We start from the raw sequence: 15,253 nt of genomic DNA, 5'->3' as shown, positions 1-15,253 counted from the left end.
CAGGCCCGCCGAGCATCGCCGGGGAGGCATCAGCCGCACGGCCGCACTCACTGCCCCGCCTTCTCGCCCGTGGGCCCGGCAGCGAACCAGGTGCCGTCCACGCCCTGACCGTTGAGGTCGCCCGGCTTGGAGTCACCCGAGTAGCGGTAGAGCGGCATGCCACCCACCGTGATCTGGACCGTACCGTCCTCGCGGCGGATGGCCCCGACCTGCTTCTGGTCCACGCCCGCGAGGTAGACGTTGCCGCCTTCCTGGATGGTCACCGGCGGCCACTTGGTGGCGCACTGCCCGTTGCAGGCGGACCGGCCGGAGCCGGGCGTGTCCTTGTCGAAGCGGTACAGCGCCGCCTGGTTGATGTTGATCAGGTGGGGCGAGGCGAGCGGCGGCGAGGTCACCGCGGAGAGCTGGACCCACTTCGGCGGCTGCTCCTGGACCGCGTCGCCGACCACCGTACCGCCGGTGCCCGTCCTGCCCGACTCGGCGGCCGTGTTGTCGACGACCTGCAACGTGGCGTTGCTGGAGGGCTGGCTCGGGGCGCCCGGGGGTGTGCCGGGGGCGGACGAGGCCGGGGCGGGTGCGCTGCTCGACGGAGCCGTCCCGGCGCTGTCGCTCACCGAGATGGTCTTGCCACAGGCGCTGAGACCGACGGATCCGCACAGGACGACGGCGGCCGCCACACAGGCGCGCGCGTGCCGGCGGGCGAAGGAGCTGTTTCGATGGGGCATGAGGAACGTCACGTCTCTTAGACGTGCGCCCGGCCCGCAACCGTTCAAGGCGATCGGGCCCGATTCCGGCCGGCTCTCACCACGGATGCGCCCGACCGCCCGTCCGCGGCGGAACCGGGGACTCCCTGGCACGCCGGCGCAACCGGGGTGAACGAAATCTGCCGGCACCACGTATGGGTCAGGGGAGAGCACCCAACACCACCGCCGACATATGGGGAGTCATGTGTCCGGAGACATCTTCATTCCCGGAGACGAGTTGGACGCGGCGCGCCAGGCCCTCGGGTTCGTGCACGACAACATCGACATCGGGCATCACACGTTCGACTTCGAGAAGGCCTTCGGCCCGGAGCTGGCCGGCCACGGAGCGGCCCAGAACTTCGAGAACAAGTGGCAGGACGGCAAGCAACAGCTCCGCAAGCAGGTCGAGGATCTGAAGAAGGCCATGGACAACATCATGGACAGTTTCACGAAGACGGACAACGACGCCGTGGCCAACCTGGACGACGGCTCGGGAGGCGGCCAGTGAGTTCCGCACAGCGTTTCCTACTGGACGTTCCCGACGCGTGGAAGCAGGTCGACCTGAGCGGCGGCGCCATGGCCGCCGCGCGCGCCGAGGCCCTCGCACGGACCGACGATCCGGCGGCGCGGGCACGGGTGAACGACATGTTCCGCCAGGGGCGCGACCTGCTCAGGTCCGCTCGCAACCACGGTGCCCTGCTGTCGACGGGCACCGTCACGCAGTACGACGACGGCCTGTTCATGGCCTACGCGATGGTGTTCGCCGTGTCGACGCCCGACGGTGTGGAGCTCACCCTGCCCCTGATCTCCGCACAGATGGGGGTGGCGTCGGCGAACGGGAAGGCGCCGAAGGACCGGGCGGTCACCTCGGTGCGGATCGCCGAGGTGGGCAGCGTCGCCCGGGTCACCGGCACCGAGACCACCCGGGTGACCGCGGACATCGACGTGCAGCTGCTCACCATGCACACGATCATGCCGGTGCCGGGAAGGGCCCGCGACTATCTCGTGGTCACCTGCGCGAGCCCCAATCTGCCGCTGAAGGAGACGGTGTACGACCTCTTCGACGCGATCACGGGCACCTTCCGTTTCGTCTCGGAGGACGGGAAGGTGATGAGCGGCGTGAGCTGACGGCCGACGGGGAGAGACACACACCGCGAGGGCGGTCCGGTCGAGCCGGACCGCCCTCGCGGTGTGTGCCGTGCGCGAAGGTGCTCTCAGAGGTCCGTCACGTCCGACAGCGGCACCTGCACCGAGATGAGGGTGCCGTCGCCGAGGTGCAGCACGCCGCGACCGGGCTGGGGCGCGCCGCCGACCAGGCCGCGGGTCAGTTTCACACCGATCACCTCGCCGTCGGCGAGGGACTGCGGTGAGAGCAGCATGCCCGTGCGGTTCCGCTTCACCTGCCCCACCCAGCCCGCGAGGCTCAGCGACAGCGACTCCGCGTTGCCGCCGACCACGAGACCCCAGCCGTTGCCCGCGCCGCCGCGGGCCAGCAGCGTGAGGTCGGCGTCGATCTCACTGCCGATGAACAGCTCGGCGTCGTCGACGACGATGACCGCGTTGTCCTCGGGCACGTTGCCCAGCACCTGCCGGAAGTCCGCCACCGACACATCGGCGTCGGTGATGACCGCGGTGACGCCCGCCCGCCCCTCGAACGACCGCATCGGCGACCTGCGCGGTGCCAGGACCACCAGGCCCGCACCCGCGTCGAGCACCGAACGGGCGGCGCTGAGCAGTGCCGTGCTGCGCCCGGTGCGGGGCGGCCCGGCGATGACGAACGAGGGGACGTCCGCCAGGTCGGGCGCGAGGCCCGTCAGGGTGTCGCCGCCGACCGCCACCAGCGGAAGCATGGGTCCCGTCCGAGGGCGCAGGGCGACGGCCTGGGCGTAACCGATCCGCTCCGGCAGGACGTCGAGCCGCGGGGCGCGACGCTCCGCGGGCACCGCCGCCTCGCGCTGAGTGATCTCCTCGCCGAGTGCCGTGAGGGCCTGGGCCTGCCCGGTGCCGGAGAGGTCGGTGCCGAGCACGGCGAGCTGGACCTCGCAGAGGTCCTGGGTGCGCAGGGCGCGCCCGGGGGCCGGGTCGGTGGGTGCCGACCTGGTGGCGATGCCCACCGAGGAGTAGTCGGCCTTGTCGTTCAGCCGCAGCACGAGCTTGGCCTCGGTGGTGCCCGCGTAGCGGCTGTTGCCGAGGACCCGGTCCCCGGCGAGCACCGCGTGGATGCCGACGCCGGCGCCGTCGCGCAGCAGCCTGATCATGCGCTCCACGTAGCTGCCGTTGTCGAAGGAGGCGTACTCGCGGTCGAAGACCTCGAATCTGTCGACCATGAGCACGATGTGCGGCAGCCGCTCACCAGGCTCGGTCATGCTCCGCAGCTCCGCTAGGTCGGCGGTGCCGCGGGAGCCCAACGCGCCTTGGCGCGCCGTGAGTTCCGCGGAGAGCCGGTCGAGAAGGCGGCCGAGGCGCTCGGTCTGGTTGCGGTCGACGACGGCACCGCAGTGCGGCAGCGACGTCAGCGCGTTCAGGGCTCCGTTGCCGCAGTCGATGCCGTAGAGGTGGACGTCGTCGGCGCCGTGGGCCTGGGCCAGCGCGGCGGCCAGCGTGCGCAGGGCTTGCGATCTGCCGCTGCGGGGCGATCCGATGATGTGCAGGTGCCCGTCCCGGTCGAGGTCGAAGGTGAGGCCCGAGCGGCTCTGCTCGGCCGGCAGGTCGACCATGCCGTACGTGACGGCGGGCAGCCGGGACGCGCGTTCGGAGGACTTCTTGGGCGCGGCGGCGGGCGTCCACTCGAGCACGTCCGGCAGCGGGGGCAGCCAGGGGCTCGGCTGCTGCGGCACCCCGGCGAGGCGGGACGCCTGGGCGATGGCTGTGGTGAGCACCGCCAGGTCGGTGACGACCTGCGCCCCGCCGCTTCCCGACCGGCTCCCCTCGCCGGCGCCCACGAGGGGGCCGCCGAGTTCCTGCCAGGACACCGTGCGGGCACGCACCGGCACCTCGGTGTCGGCGGCCGCCTGGGCGCCGGGGCGTCGCCCGCCGACCCGGCCGGACTGGAACGGCAGCAGCGCCGAGGGACCGAGCCGCGCATACGCACGGCCCGGCGTACCGGGGGAGATGTCCCCGGCGTCCGGGGCGTCGATGATGTCCCGGCTCTCCGAGGTGTCGGTGGTGCGCAGCGCGATCCGCAGGTTGGTGTTGGCGCGGATGTCAGGTGTGACGGCGCCGCTCGGACGCTGCGTCGCGAGGACCAGGTGGATGCCGAGCGACCTGCCGCGCTGGGCGATGTTGACGAGGCCCGAGATGAAGTCGGGCAACTCGCGCGCCATGGACGCGAACTCGTCGATGACCAGCAGCAGCCTGGGCAGCGCCGGGAGTGTGCCGCCGCCGCGGGAGCGCTTGTCGAGGTAGTCCTCGATGTCCTTCGCGGCCGCCTGCGCCAGCAGTGTCTCGCGGCGCCGCAGCTCGGCGCCGAGGGACACCAGGGCGCGTTCGACGAGATGGGTGTCGAGGTCGGTCACCAGGCCCACGGTGTGCGGGAGCTCGGCGCACTCGGCGAACGCGCTGCCTCCCTTGTAGTCCACGAGGACGAACGTCATCTCGTCCGGGCGGTTGACCACGGCGAGGCTCGCCACGAGGGTCTGGAGCAGCTCGGACTTGCCGGACCCGGTGGTACCCGCGATCAGCGAGTGCGGTCCGTCGCGCACCAGGTCCACCGCGAAGTCGCCGTCGTAGCCCGTACCGAGGACGGCCCGGGTGGAGCGGCCGGACAGCGACCAGCCGGCGACGACGGCCTCCGCCGTCGGCGGTTCCACGCCGAGCAGGTCGAGCAGCCGCACCGAGCCCGGCAGCGCGCTCTCGTCGCTGTCCCCCACCCCGCGCAGCGGTGCCAGGGAGCGGCCGAGGTGCTCGTACCAGGCGCGTTCCGGGGAGTCCGTCCGCACCTGTTCGAGCGCGGCGCCGCCTCCGGTGCGGACCTTGGCGAAGGTCGTGGAGCCGGGCTCGGTGACGACGACCGCGCCGCACTCCTCGGGCAGCAGCCGTTCCTCGCGGTCCATGCAGAGGGTGTAGACGCCGACGGCGGGGCCGTCCCGCAGCAGGGAGACGACCCCGGGCAGCGAGCGGGCCCGGCGGGCCTGGTCGAGGACGACGAGGATGTCGGGGAAGCCGACCACACCGCCGCGCACCAGTTCCGGTCCCGCCTGCACCCGGGCGGAGACGATCTGGCCCAGTTCGCCGATGCGGCGGGCGAGGGAGTCGGTCGTGGAACCGACGAGCGCGTACGCGTCCTCACCCGCCGGCTGCGTGTGCGGCAGCCAGCGGGTCCAGGCCCAGTCGCGTTCGCCCTCGGGCCCGGCGAGGACGACGATCCTGAGGTCGGCGGGGCTGTGCAGCGACGCGGCCTGGGCGCTCAGCCAGCTCGCGACGCGGCCTGCGCCGGGGCCGGCGACACCGGTCACCCCGGCCCGCCGCAGCGGCACCGAGACCGGTACCTGGTGCAGCGTCGGCACGGTGGTGCGGCGGTGTTCGTCGCGGGTGGGGTCCTGCACGGACACGGAGGAGGGCAGGTCGGCGGTGCCGACGCGCAGCGCGAGGAAGTCCGGGTCCTGCCAGCGGCGCTCCCACAGCCGCTCGGAGGGCTGGCTCGCCATCTGGAGGAGGGTCGCCGGGTCGGGCAGGGCGAGCCGCAGGTTGAGCTGCTCCGCGACGACCGCGGCCTCGATGTCGTCGCGGATCCGGGCGAGTGTCTTCTCGTACTCCTCCTTCTGCTCCTGGTACTTGAGCATGGCCTGCTTGCGGCCGCCGAACTGGGTGACGAGTGCGGCGATCGGGGAGAGCAGGGCGATGAAGACGAAGGACCAGCGGTGGGTGACGAGGATGGTGACCAACGCGCTGCCCGCGGGCAGCAGCAGGATCGGCAGCAGCGGAATCGGCCGCTTGTCCGGCTTCACGGGTGGCGCGGGCAGCCGGAAGGTTCCCTCGGTCGCCGGGGGCAGGAACCGCGGCGGCCGGTTGAACTCAAGACCGAGGCCGTCCGCGGCGGGGGTCAACGGCGCCCGCGCGGACACCCGTGAGGTGAGCTCCAGCAGCATGTCGCCGACGGCGAGTTGGCTGCCCTCGCGCCAGGGGACAGCCGCGTCGACGGGCTTGCCGTCCAGCTGGGCCTTGACGGTGACGAGCAGCTCCGCGGTGCCGTCGAGACGCACCCGGACCCGGGCGGCGACCGGCGGCGCCTGTCCGGACAGCCTGATACGGCAGGCGCCGTCGCTGCCGATGTCGTAGTCGCCGGGCACCAGGCGGAACACCGTGCCTGCCCCGGGACCCGACACCACCTTCAGTTCGGTCCTGCCCTCGGGCTCGGCCTCCTTCGGCAACGGCGTGCCGAGCCCGAGCGTCATACCGTCGCGCACCCCGGCGGACTGGATGGTGGCTTCGCCGTCGACGGGCTTCGCACCCGTGTAGAGGGCCGGTGCGCCCATGCCGTCGTCGTCGCCCAGGCCGACGGCGCGCGCCAGCTCCGCCGCGAACCGGCCCACCTGCGCGGAGGGCTCGGTGTCGACGACGACGGTGGTGGGTGCCTCCTCCGCCAGCGGGTCACGCACACTGACCTTCAGTCGCACTACTCGCGTCCTTACTTCGGTTGAACAGGTGGGATGACGGGCGAGCCGCTCGAGCGGAGTGGGACGACGGCGCTACGGGCCGGGGACAGCAGCCCGGCCGAGGGCCACGTCACGCGCCGGCGGCCGGTTTGGGAATCCTCCTGTTCGCCGCGTCTTCCTTTTCCTTGTTGAATTGGTCTATGAAGGGTTTTGCCGAGTTGTCACCTGTGAAATTCACGTTGACGTTCTGAAAGCCGGAACCGTGCACGACAGCGTGCTCCACGTCATTCGTGAAGGCTTTCCCGACGTCCGACACGCTCCCGAAGCGGTCGTTCAGGGCCTTGACTAGGTCTCCCTTGTCGATGTCGAGCGAACGTGCGAGGTTGTCGATGTTGTCCGCGCGGTTGTCGAAGCCCTTCGCCTCGTTGCTCACTCCCAGGTGGACGGAGCGGCTCGCGGTGTCCTTCGACGGTCCGTGTGCGTCGATCGTCTGCTGGTCGCTCAGCGGCCTCGCCGTCAGATGGAACTTGTCGATGTTCACCGTCACGTTCGAGGACAGGGGGTCGCCGGGGACTTTCTTCTCGTTGCCTCCGCTGAGCGTTGCGTTGAGATGGACGGCCACCTGCACGTCCTGACCCTGCCTGTTCTTGAGCGTTATCACCTGGGGACGGGAGACGATGTTCTTGCCACCGTTGTTGTGAGTGTCACCGCCGAACGAGAAGCCGCCGAGGGTGCGACGCGGTTCGTTCGGTCCGGCCGTTCCCGTGATCTTGTGCCGGATCTGGTCCTCGGTCAGGGGCCTCACCGCGTTCCCTTGGCCCACAGCCGCCTGGGAGCCGCCAGGGAGCGTCCGGGTGCCGACGCCACCGGAGGGCCCGGCCCCCGAACCCTTCTGCGGGAACGGGAGTTTCTTCGCCCCCAGTCCCGCTCCGAGGGCGCCGCCCGCGAGGCCGAAGGCGCCGGCCTGGGCGATGGAGCCGGCGTCGAGGGGTTTGCCGTCGATGACCTCTGAAGCTGCTTCTTCGCCCGCCTCCTCCGCGCCTTCCTCGACCGATTCCTTGGCGACCTTGGTGACGGGGTTGTTGAGGACGCCCTGGATGGTCTTGGAGTTCTTGATGGTGTCCCCGACTTTGGTGATGCTCCCGGACACCTTGCCGATCACACCGCCCCCCGTGCCCGCGCTGCCCGCGAACTTGGCCGCGCCCGGGAGCGCCTTGGCGGCGCCGCCCAGCGCGGTGGCCGCCTTCCCACCCACCTTGAGGAGCCCGCCACCGGGTATCAGGCCGAGCAGTCCGGTGAGTACATCGCCGAGTGTGAGGGTCCCGCTGGCCGCTCCCACGATTGTGGTGAAGGCGAATAGTGCGCCCCCGAGGATCGCGCCGACGACGGGGAAGAAGATCGAGGTGATCGCGATGAGGGCGCCGAGGAGGATCTGGACGAAGGGGAAGTCCTTGAAGAAGTCGGCGATCTTCTGGAAGATGTTCCGCTCGGGAATGGCCTCGCCGGCCGCCCGGTCCAGCACGTCCGCGCAGGTGCGCTGGGCGGTTTCACGCATGGACTTGGCCTGCTGGGCCAGGTCCTTCGCCGCGCTCAGCTTGTCCTTCGCCTGATCGATCTGGTCCTGCTGCTTCTTGGCATCGCTCTTCTGCTGGTCGGTGGCGTCGTCCGGGAGGGGGGCCACGGACTGTCCCGCCTGGCCGGCGACGTCGAGTGCCTGGTCCATGGCCTTGTCGAGGAGGTCCTGCGCCTCGACGAGCTTGGGGCCGTAGGTGGTGTAGGCGTCAGCCGCGTCGTGGTACGAGCTGACGGTCTTCTGGAGCTTGTCGGGCAGGTCGTCGATGCGCTCGCGGAGCTTGTCCATCGCCTCACCCCGGCCGGTCTCGACCTGCCCGCCCTTCTTCAGGAAGTTCAGGGCCACTTCCGCCTGGTCGCCGATGCTGCGATAACGGTCCCGGACCCGGTTCATTTCGTCGATGTCCCCGGGAGTGGGATCGCTGTCCATCCCGACGACCTCAAAGCCCGATGTGTGCCGACGTGCCACGGGTGCTCCCCGGAGGTTTATGTGCCAACCGCTGTCGCTCCACACACGAGCCACGCCCTCGAACCGTTCACCCGGATTCCGGGAAGAAGCGGACAGACCGCGGCCCCCGGGGGCGGACCGTACGCAACGGTGCGTGCGGCCGTGACCCGGGGGCCGGTAGCAGGGGCCCGGGTGGGCTACGAGAGGTTGGAGCCCAGCTGCTCGTCGGTCTGGCTGAAGGCGTCACCCACGGACTTCACATACTGACCGATGCCCTGGAGACCCTGGTTGACCTGGTCGAATCCCTTCGCGAACTCGTCGAAGAACGGCTGGAACTTCTGCTGGGCCGCGGGCGTCTGATAGCCGTTGGCGAGCAGCTGGCTGATCTTCCCCTTCACCTCGTTGAGCTTGTCCACGCACTGCTGGAAATCGTTGAGCAGCGCCTGCGAAGTGGAAGCCGTCTCGTCCGAGTTGACCTTGTAGTCGGGCATGCCGTTACTCCTTGCTGGCTACGTGATGGGCGGGGCGGTTCCCGGGCGGCGTCACGGTGTACGCGCGGACCGGGAGGCCCGGCAGGACCGGGAGGTCCAGCCCCGCAGGTGTCCACGGTGGCCGACTCGCAGAGCCGCACCACCGTCTCTGCCGGGGGTCCCCGGTTGTTCCCACGGTGTGTCTACGTCCTACACGTAGGGGTCCGGATGGTCGTTCACGTCCTTTTCGAACTCTCTCGCAAGCGGGCCCGTGTGAAGGGTGAGGCACCGCTCGCCGACGCCCCGCGAGGGGCACCGGCGAGCGGTGGCGAACTCGGCATCACGACGTGCAGGGGTGGGATCAGATGAGGGAAGACACCGAGGTCATGCCTCGGCACCGGCCGACGGGCAGGGGCAGGAGGCACGGCCGGCACCGGTTGGTCCGGGCCGTGGCACTCGTGCTGCTGGGCCTGTGGGTCCTGCTGGGCACGAGCCCGTCGGCGCAGGCGGACAACGGGGACGGCATCGTCAAGGTCTTCGTGGTGCAGGACCCCGCCAAGAACGGCGGGCAACTCGCCACGCTCCAGTCGGTGGCGGCGAGCACGTTGGGCGACGCCTCGCGGGCAGGTGAGATCTTCACACTCAACCGCTCCCTCACGCAGCCCGACGGCGCGGCCCTCACCGACCCCGGCCAACCGCTCCACCCGGGTTGGATACTGCGGCTGCCCGACGACGCCTCAGGGCCGGACGTCCAGCTGGCCAAGGACACCTCCAGCCGGCAGCCGACCCCGCCCCCGGCGGACGGCCAGGGCGGCGCGCCGGCCGCACCACCGGCGGCCCAGCAGCAGACGGCAGTGCTGACGCTGCCGCTGCCCGCGGTCATCGCCGGAGCCGGCGCGGTGCTGCTGGCGCTCGTGACGGCAGGCATCGTCGCCAGGCGCCGGGTGAAGAAGGGCTTCGCCGCGCTGCGGCGCGCGGTGCACAGGCTGGGCGAACCCGCCCGGCGGCGGCGCCGGTTGATCGCCCGGCGGTCGGTGGGTGCCCGGTTCGCGGCCGACGTCGAGATCATGCGGCGCGCTTACGGCGCCCTCGCCGAGTTCGCACCGACGCAGCACAAGGCCGAGAGGCCCGTGCACGCCATGCGTCTGGACGGGGCCGGCGTGACGGTCTGGGTCCCGCCGTCGGCCGATACCCTTCAGGAGCCGTGGCAGAACATCGGGGGTACGCGGTGGCGCAGGCCGTCGACCAGGACGCACTGGCTGGAGAGCGGCGGCACGCGAACCGGGACGATGTCGCTGGCCGCCCTCGACGCGGCGTGCTTCGTACGCGTGGGCACGGACGACGACGGTGAGCCGGTGTTCGTGGACCTGAGCAGGCTCGACGGCGTCCTTTCCGTGACCGGCGACCAGGCGGTGGCCCGTGACGTGGTGCAGAACCTCCTGGCCGAGATCGCCCGCGGCAAGCCCCGTACCCCGGTGACGGTGTTGCCGGCCGCCGCCGGCACGCCGCCGGTCAGGGTTCCGGCCGGGCTGCAAGAGATCACCCGGGTCGATCCGGGCGGTGTGCGACCGCCCGCGGTGGCAGATCGCACGGTGGTGGGCGCCGCAGCCCGCCGGCCCGTGAAGGGGCTCGTCGTCATGGCCGGGACGCCGACCGGCCGCGAAGCGGCGGAACTCGCGGCGCTCTGTGGACCCGGTGGTGCGGGCTGGACGGGGCTTGTGTGCGGCGAGGCGAACGGCGCGCACTGGCGTTGGTACACCGATGCCCACGGCAGCGTGGACATCCCCGTACTGGGAACGAGACTCACGGTTCCGGCCTGACGACCCGCTCCCCGACGGCCGGGGCACGCGGGTCGGATCCGCGCCGGCGGGGTGGGGCCACCGGGGCCCGTTCGTCCGGACGGCCGCGGGCACGGGGGCCGGCTGGCCGAGCACACAGACCACCCGGGGATCGTCTCCGGCTGCCGTCCTGCGGATTCTCCCGTCCGCCGCCTCGCGGAGGCAGCGCTCGATCAACCTCACACCGATGAGCGATCAGCGTTGAATCTAAGAGCAATCCATGGGCGATCCGATAGGGTGTGCTCCGGAGGTGAACCGTGCCCAACGATGAAGACGCACTGTTCGACGCGGTCGATGCGCTGCTCGAACAAGTCGCACAGGACCCCCTGCCGCCCCCCGCGGAGCGGAAGCGCCTGCGGGAAGCCGCCGGACTCAGCCAGGGCCAGCTCGCCAAGGCACTGCAGACCCGGCGCGAGTCGGTGGGCAACTGGGAGAGTGGCCGCAGCGAACCACGGCCGCCCAAGCGCGCCGCGTACGCCCGGCTCCTCCAGGGCCTTGCCGCTCGCTTTCCCGCTCCCCCTGCCAGCGGCCCCCAGGCACCGTCACCGAGTCCCCCTTTCGCCGACCCCGTGGCGGCAGCCGGGACGACGTCGATCCCGCCGACATCCGTTCCATCCCCTCCGCCTCCGCGGGTCCCGGAAGACCTCGGGACGCCGGTGGCGACGAAGGTCTCAGCCCACGCCACCACCACCCGGCCGTCGACGTCCACGCGGCGCCCGGGTGCGAAGAGGGCAGAAGGCAAGTTGCCCTCCACGGCGGCCGCGGCCGACGCACGCTTCGAGAACGGCCCGCTGGCCGTGGTCGACGTCGACAGCGACCAGGTGGTGGCGTACTGCGTCGGCGGCCTGGTCCTGGACGTGCCCGCCAAGTCCCTCCCGGCGCTGATCGAGTGGACGCTGGCCGAGGCCGGCCTCGGGCAGGCCCGCCTGCACCGCCACGGCCGCGACGCCGACCCGGTCCTCGTCCTCACCGCAGCCGCGTTGGAGCGCTACGGCCTGCCTGCCACCCTGTCGGAGGAGGAGCGGCGCGCCGGACGGCTCGCGGACGGCCACAAGGCCGTCAGGCAGCTCGTCCGCGCAGACTGGAAGCTGACCCAGCGCGGGTTCGGGCCGTGGGCACGGATCTACCGCCCGGCCGAGGGGCCCAAGCGCAACTGCGTGCAGCTGTGCATCCCTGCCTGGAACGCCCTGGACAGCCGTGAGTGGGACAACAAGGACGACCCGCGGCTGCCGACGATGCACCCGGCGGACCTTGCCCGCTACCTGGGGGCCTACGCGGAGCGGGTGATGACGCCGCGCGGCACCGCGGCGGTCACCGGTTTGGAACTGATGACCGCGCTGCGCCCGCCGACCCGCGCGGAAAAGGACACGGCCACCGGCGAGTTCAAGCAGGCCTTCAACACCGATGCGCTCACCCATGTGTATGACGTGGTGGAGTGCGAGGTCCCTGACGAGCACCCCGTCCTCAAGGGCAGGTTCGCCCGGCACCACCTGCGCACCCCGGCCGAGATGCTGATGGAGGAGCCCTACGACTGGTGCCGGCCGCTGACCGACGAGGAGTGCACGCGCAGGTACCTGGTCGCGATCGACATCAACATGTCGTTCGCCGCGGCCGCGAACAGTCTCACGGTCGGGCTGAACGGGCCGACCCGCCTCACCGGCAATCCGACGTTCGACCCGTCACTGCCCGGCTCGTGGCTGGTCGACCTGAGCCACGTCGACCTCTCGCGCGTGGACGTCGGCGGCCGCACCGTCGACGGTGAGCGGCTCCCCAGCCCGTTCACGCCGAAGGGCGACCGGCCCACCGGCCCGGCCTGGTACGCAACTCCGACCGTCGCCTACGCGGTGGAGCTCGGCTTCGACGTCGCGCCGATCGAGGCGCACGTGCGCACCCGGACCGGCCGCTACCTGGACGGCTGGTACAAGCGGCTGCGGGACGCGTACGTGGCGACGATGGCCGACCTCGGCGTCACCACCGACCTCTCCGGGAGCGAGTTCCTGGCGGCGATGGCCCGCGCCAAGCAGGTCGACCCGACGATGGCGCTGCTGGTGGGCGCGATCAAGGCGACCGCGAAGGGCGGGATCGGCAAGCTGAGGCAGCGCAACCGGGGCCAGGTGCCGTACTACGAGCCGTGGCCGGCGCTCAAGCGGGAGACGTGGCGCCCCGACATCCGGGCCGCCGTGCTGGCGAACCAGCGGATCGGTCTGCACCGCAAGCTGATGAAGACCGCCGCCGCGGCCGACCTCTACCCGGTCGCGATCGGCACCGACGCCATCGTCTACCCCTCGCCCGGCCCGTCCCCGCTGGACGTCCTGCCGTTCACGCCCGACGGCAAGCCGGCGCCCGGCACGTTCCGGCTCGGGGTCTCACCGGGCATGGTCAAGCACCAGGGCACCCAGACCGTCCTGTGGGCCGAGGAACAGTTCGAGGAGCACGGCGGTGTGTTCAACGTCGCCAACCTCATCAAGAACGACCCGGCCACCGGGGAAGGGGAGTAACCGCCGATGGTGGACTCGCTCGCGGACAGCCTGGACCGCGCTCTGGAAGGGGCGTTCACCCGCCCCATCCCCAAGAGCGCCCGGGCGCAGATGAAGTACCTGGTCAAGCAGTTCAAGGGCACCAGACCGGTCGCCCAGGTCCTCGGGGTGTCCCAGCGCACCGTGGAGCGGTACGTTGCGGGCAAGCTGAAGCGGCCCCGCCGCGACCTGCGCGACCGCATGGAGCGTGAGGTCAGGAAGCGGTGGCAGCCGCAGATCCGGGCCAGGGCCAAACAGAAGGCGGCCTCCACCGACGGCCTGGTCGTCTCCACGCGCGCCCGGTTCGGGTTCACCGCCGCGCCGGGCACGACCGACGACGCCAGGATCCGCGACATCACCCAGGCCCTGCCGCCCCTCTACGCCGACCGCCTGTTCACCGCCCGCGAGCAGGGCGCCAGTGAACAGCAACTCCAGACCATCGCCGCCGAGGGCCTCGCACAGATGTACTTCCGCGCCGACAACACCCGCGCGCACGGCCTGAGCGTGGAGTTCACCGACGTGGAACACATCGACATCGAGCTGTAGCCCGGGCTCCAGCACAGAGCAGGGACATCCCGCAGAAGGTGACGAACTCCTCTCCCCTCAGCGAACTCCTTGACCGTGTGTGTCATAACCGCAGGGTCCCCGGCAGGATGGCGTGGACCGCCAAGTCGTACCTGGGGGAGGCCGTCCTCGCCCCGCTCCTGATGCGGCGGGTCCCTCCGCCCCTCCGCCCCTCCGCCCCTCCGCCCCTCCGCGCCCGGGATTCGCCCCCGGCCGTCCCCGCCCGTTTCGGCGGGGATGAGCGGGCCGACCTCCAGGACGCCGTCATCCGAGCGCGCCCTCCCCGAGACCCGCCCGTGCCCGGACGTCCCACGGTTCACCGTGGGATATCGTGGTGCGGAGGGGGCGAGGGACGCCCCGCCGAAGTGACGCCCGCTGAAGTCCTTCCACCTGGCTGTCCGCACCCAATGCCATATGTCACTCGTTCACGTCTTGAGACGTCACCGATCGAGGACAACCAGCTGACCGGCAGGCCCTCTTCTGCGACCCTTCTTGTGACGGCTCGCCGAGGACGCACTCACCTGTCCAGCGAGGCCAGGTAAGGCGCCAGTTTCGCCGGATTCATGATCCACATGATGCGTTCGATGCCCCGTGCCGACACCTCGACGGACAACAGGGCCACGGCGTTCCCGTCGGCCGAGACGAGGACGGCCGGCCGGCCGTTCGCCTCGACCCACCGAAGGTCCGTCCCGGGCCAGAAGCGGGGAGCGAAGGCGGCCAGGTACTTCGCGACACGGGGACGGCCGACGACCGGGATCCTGGATGCCCCGCGCATGCCTCCGCCATCGGAGTAGCTGACCACGTCCGCGGTGAGAATCTCCTCGAGCACGGACAGACTGCCCGTCTGCGCCGCGGTGAGGAACACCTCCAGCAGCCGCCGGTGCGCGGTGGGGCTGACGGCTTCCCCGCGTTCCGCCGACAGACGCTTGCGGGCACGGCTCACCAACTGGCGCGCATGCACCTCGTTCGTCTCCAGCATGTCCGCGATTCGCTTGTACGGGTAGTCGAAGGCCTCCCGCAGAATGTAGGCCGCCCGCTCCACGGGGTTCAGCTTCTCCAGGAGGAAGAGCACCGCCAGGCCGAGTGCCTCGGCCCGCTCCGCACCCAACTGCGGGTCCGCGCTGGTGTCGACCGGCTCCGGAAGCCAGGGCCCGGTGTACGACTCACGGCGCATCCTGGCGGACTGGGCGAGGTTGATCGCCAGGCGGGTGGTGATCGTGACCAGGAACGCCGCCGGTTCGTGAACGCCGGTGCGATCGGTGTTCTGCCACCGCAGCCACGTCTCCTGGACGATGTCCTCGGCTTCAACGGCACTGCCGAGCACGCGGTACGCGATACCGAAGAGCCGGCGACGCACCGCCATGAAGTCTCTCGTCGCCTGGTCGAGGGAGTCCGTGTCGTCCCAGGCGCGCATAGCTGTCCTCCAACTCGGGATCACCCCACTCGGGATCACCATGGTCACTGGCCGTCACAGCGGCACGTTCGCCACCGTGCGCGGGGTGCCCCGG

At 71.1% G+C, this 15,253-nt stretch carries 10 protein-coding genes; 5 read left to right on the top strand and 5 right to left on the bottom strand.

Annotated elements, in window-relative coordinates; translation table 11 throughout:
• Positions 1-47 precede the first annotated feature (47 nt).
• Positions 48-725 (bottom strand): hypothetical protein, encoded by a 678-nt coding sequence (locus tag ACSMXW_RS00175; protein ID WP_485802960.1) that lies wholly within the window; start codon positions 723-725, stop codon positions 48-50.
• A 223-nt stretch (positions 726-948) separates the two neighbouring features.
• Here ACSMXW_RS00175 and ACSMXW_RS00170 point away from each other — a divergent pair, with 223 nt between their 5' ends.
• Entirely contained in the window at positions 949-1,251 is a 303-nt protein-coding gene (locus tag ACSMXW_RS00170) for a hypothetical protein (protein ID WP_485802958.1), read from the top strand.
• Positions 1,248-1,871, top strand: coding sequence for a hypothetical protein (locus tag ACSMXW_RS00165; protein ID WP_485802956.1), 624 nt, complete (start codon positions 1,248-1,250; stop codon positions 1,869-1,871). The genes ACSMXW_RS00170 and ACSMXW_RS00165 overlap by 4 nt, the downstream gene beginning before the upstream one ends.
• An 86-nt stretch (positions 1,872-1,957) precedes the next feature.
• Here ACSMXW_RS00165 and ACSMXW_RS00160 read toward each other — a convergent pair whose 3' ends face one another.
• From ACSMXW_RS00160 to ACSMXW_RS00150, 3 genes are all read right to left on the bottom strand, one after another.
• Entirely contained in the window at positions 1,958-6,358 is a 4,401-nt protein-coding gene (locus tag ACSMXW_RS00160) for a type VII secretion EssC family protein (RefSeq protein WP_485802954.1), read from the bottom strand.
• A 109-nt stretch (positions 6,359-6,467) separates the two neighbouring features.
• Complete coding sequence (locus tag ACSMXW_RS00155) at positions 6,468-8,339, bottom strand: hypothetical protein (protein ID WP_485802952.1); 1,872 nt, start codon at positions 8,337-8,339, stop codon at positions 6,468-6,470.
• 215 nt (positions 8,340-8,554) lie between these two features.
• Positions 8,555-8,848 carry a WXG100 family type VII secretion target gene (locus ACSMXW_RS00150; protein WP_485802950.1) on the bottom strand — a complete coding sequence of 98 codons (294 nt, stop codon included), beginning with the start codon at positions 8,846-8,848 and terminating at the stop codon, positions 8,555-8,557.
• Between the two features lie 428 nt (positions 8,849-9,276).
• Between ACSMXW_RS00150 and ACSMXW_RS00145 the strand changes: the two genes are divergently transcribed.
• The 3 genes from ACSMXW_RS00145 to tpg all read left to right on the top strand — a co-directional run bounded on the left by ACSMXW_RS00145 (position 9,277) and on the right by tpg (position 13,727).
• On the top strand, positions 9,277-10,647 hold the full coding sequence (locus ACSMXW_RS00145; RefSeq protein ID WP_485802948.1) for a hypothetical protein: 1,371 nt from the start codon (positions 9,277-9,279) through the stop codon (positions 10,645-10,647).
• Between the two features lie 275 nt (positions 10,648-10,922).
• A complete protein-coding gene (gene tap / locus ACSMXW_RS00140; RefSeq protein ID WP_485802946.1) occupies positions 10,923-13,163 on the top strand; it encodes a telomere-associated protein Tap in 2,241 nt (746 codons plus the stop codon).
• 6 nt (positions 13,164-13,169) lie between these two features.
• Positions 13,170-13,727: a telomere-protecting terminal protein Tpg gene (gene tpg, locus ACSMXW_RS00135; protein ID WP_485802944.1), complete on the top strand. Its 558-nt coding sequence runs from the start codon at positions 13,170-13,172 to the stop codon at positions 13,725-13,727.
• A 535-nt stretch (positions 13,728-14,262) separates the two neighbouring features.
• Here the strand turns inward: tpg and ACSMXW_RS00130 are convergent.
• Positions 14,263-15,159, bottom strand: a complete 897-nt coding sequence (locus tag ACSMXW_RS00130) for an RNA polymerase sigma-70 factor (protein WP_485802942.1) — start codon at positions 15,157-15,159, stop codon at positions 14,263-14,265.
• Positions 15,160-15,253: the final 94 nt, after the last annotated feature.

It is taken from the genome of Streptomyces sp. DSM 116793 (assembly GCF_057320905.1).
Note: the sequence above shows the minus strand (reverse complement) of the source record. Positions and strands in the feature narration are given on the sequence as shown.

Coding starts and splice junctions, on each gene's coding strand:
- ACSMXW_RS00175 (WP_485802960.1), bottom strand. CDS start 725: ATGCCCCATCGAAACAGCTCCTTCGCCCGCCGGCACGCGCGCGCCTGT.
- ACSMXW_RS00155 (WP_485802952.1), bottom strand. CDS start 8,339: ATGGACAGCGATCCCACTCCCGGGGACATCGACGAAATGAACCGGGTC.
- ACSMXW_RS00150 (WP_485802950.1), bottom strand. CDS start 8,848: ATGCCCGACTACAAGGTCAACTCGGACGAGACGGCTTCCACTTCGCAG.
- tpg (WP_485802944.1), top strand. CDS start 13,170: ATGGTGGACTCGCTCGCGGACAGCCTGGACCGCGCTCTGGAAGGGGCG.
- ACSMXW_RS00130 (WP_485802942.1), bottom strand. CDS start 15,159: ATGCGCGCCTGGGACGACACGGACTCCCTCGACCAGGCGACGAGAGAC.